At 35.9% G+C, this 2,313-nt stretch carries 1 protein-coding gene and 1 pseudogene; both read right to left on the bottom strand.

All coding sequences use genetic code 11. The annotated features are described in order from the left end of the window. Window positions 1-252 precede the first annotated feature (252 nt). Window positions 253-591 carry a hypothetical protein gene (locus AC1DTM_RS23305; protein WP_477000998.1) on the bottom strand — a complete coding sequence of 113 codons (339 nt, stop codon included), beginning with the start codon at window positions 589-591 and terminating at the stop codon, window positions 253-255. Between the two features lie 424 nt (window positions 592-1,015). Further along, a pseudogene (locus tag AC1DTM_RS23300) lies at window positions 1,016-2,253 on the bottom strand (M20 metallopeptidase family protein). Between the last annotated feature and the right edge of the window lie 60 nt (window positions 2,254-2,313).

The following is a 2,313-nucleotide window of genomic DNA, read 5'->3' as shown; positions in this document are numbered from 1 at the left end:
GTGTAAATGTGACAATAGTTTGACACAGCAAGACAAGGCAAAGAAAAAATCCTTCTTAATAAAACTTCTTAAGAAGGATTTTATCGCTTTATTATTTAAATAGCAATGCAATTAGTTTTTGTTAAAAAACGTATTGCTATACGCTTGATATATTTCAGACACTTGATATCCCATTAGTGAAATTGCTGTTAATGAAAAGAAACCAATCATAAGAAATCGAAACCACATATAAATCTCCTCCTTGTATTTAGCTTAAAAAACGTTAGCTATCTTACAAGTTAAGTGGCACTCTTCTTCATCACTTTMTTTCCTCTTCACAATCGCTGTTATAAAACGAATCATAAAGAATATAACAAAAGGAATTTGTTTATCATTTATATTGGCATAGTTTGGTAACGGCTCTCTTTGCAAATCGAACGGAGATGAGAAGGAATAGAACATACCTTGCTCTTCCATATATACGATTACAATCTTCATACAAAATACTATCCCGAGAAACGAAACAATATCTTGCCATTCTGTCGTATATAACAGGTTATACAGCTCTAATACGTACTCTTCCATCGTCATCCCCCCTTCCTTTTTTATCATTTTGCTCTCCTTCATATAAAAAGTCAAGAAAAAAGTTTATTTTCACTATGCTAATAGTAATTACTTGTTTCTTTACTTATATATGAATCTTTTCTAGCAATGATTGGATATACCATTCTTCGAAAACAAGATATCATAGGAAGTTCGATAGCCGAATTCATGCTATAGGTAAAATAATATGTGACGTCAAGAACAAGGCGCTAAAACATCGGAACACGAATCTGTACGGTATGCTGATAGTACCTAGCTCACGAACCTATATGGTCTGTCGTGAGCGTGGTGATGGCACACCGCAATCTTGCACGTCAGCGATACCAGAAATGGACTTCTCCTTTGGTAACAAGAATCCCACTGACATTAGTCAACTTGCCCCTTTAAGGGTGGGAGTGTCAAATAACCTATTGTTGTTTTTTATTTATGCAAATTACTTTGTCGTATTCACATCTAAAGTTTTAAGAGATTCTTTTCCATCTCTCAAATAACTATTTACGAGACTTAAAAGTAACTTCCCACCAACCAACATCGCACGTTCATCAAAATCAAATTGAGGATGATGATGTTGGTATGTTGCTCCTATTTCTTCATTACCCGCACCTGTAAAGAAAAATGCTCCTGGAACATGTTCTAAATAATATGCAAAATCTTCTCCACCCATAATCGGTGGTACTTCAATAAAATCGGTGGTACTTCAATAACTCTGTCTCTTCCAAGATCACGTTTCGCAATCTCCATAAAATGACTCGTTTCATCTAAATGATTTATTAATATTGGATAACCCCGTTTATATTGAATATTAACTTCAGCATGAAGAGACTGACAAATCCCCTCAACAACTCGTTTAAATTCCTTCTCCATAAATTCTCTAACTTCAGGATTTAACGTCCGAATTGTCCCTGTAAATGTAGCAGTATCCGCAATAATATTATCTGCTTGACCAGCATGGAATGTACCAACTGTTACTACAGCAGATTGCAACGGATCTACTTTTCTACTAACTAAAAGTTGCAATTGATTAATAACTTGTGTTGCAACGATAATGGCATCTACAGTATGATGCGGCATACCGCCGTGACCGCCTCTTCCTTGAATCTTCACTTCAAAAGTATCAGCTGCGGCCATCATTGCTCCAGCTTTCGCCCCAACAATTCCTACAGGCATTTGAGAAGATAAATGTGTGCCAAAAACAACATCTACTCCTTCTAAACAACCATCCTCAATCATAGCAATTGCCCCACCAGGTTCTTTCTCTTCTGCATGTTGATGAATAAGGACTATTTTTCCTGAAAGTTGGTCTCTGTTTTCACTTAATATTTTTGCGACTCCTAAAAGTGTTGCTGTATGTCCATCATGGCCACAAGCGTGCATTACGCCAGGAATCTTTGATTTATATGAAACTTGCTTTTCATCTTGAATAGGTAGTCCATCAAAATCAGCACGCAACGCGATCGTCTTCCCAGGTATTCCACCTTCAATTACGCCGATTACCCCTCTTCCCCCGACATCTGTTTTCACATCAATATGAAAACTTTTTAAGATTTCAGCTATTTTTTTCGGTGTTTCTATTTCTTGAAACGATAGCTCTGGGTATTGATGAAAATCTCTTCGCCACGAAACCATTTGGTTATATAAACTTTCCAATTCTTTATGCCATGTTTCTATCATAAAAATTCCCCTTTCTTTTTAACACTTTAAACAAAAATACACAATATTCTGTATTTAATC

This window comes from Bacillus sp. P4_D3, from assembly GCF_056401855.1.
This window is presented reverse-complemented; position numbering and strand designations above follow the sequence as displayed.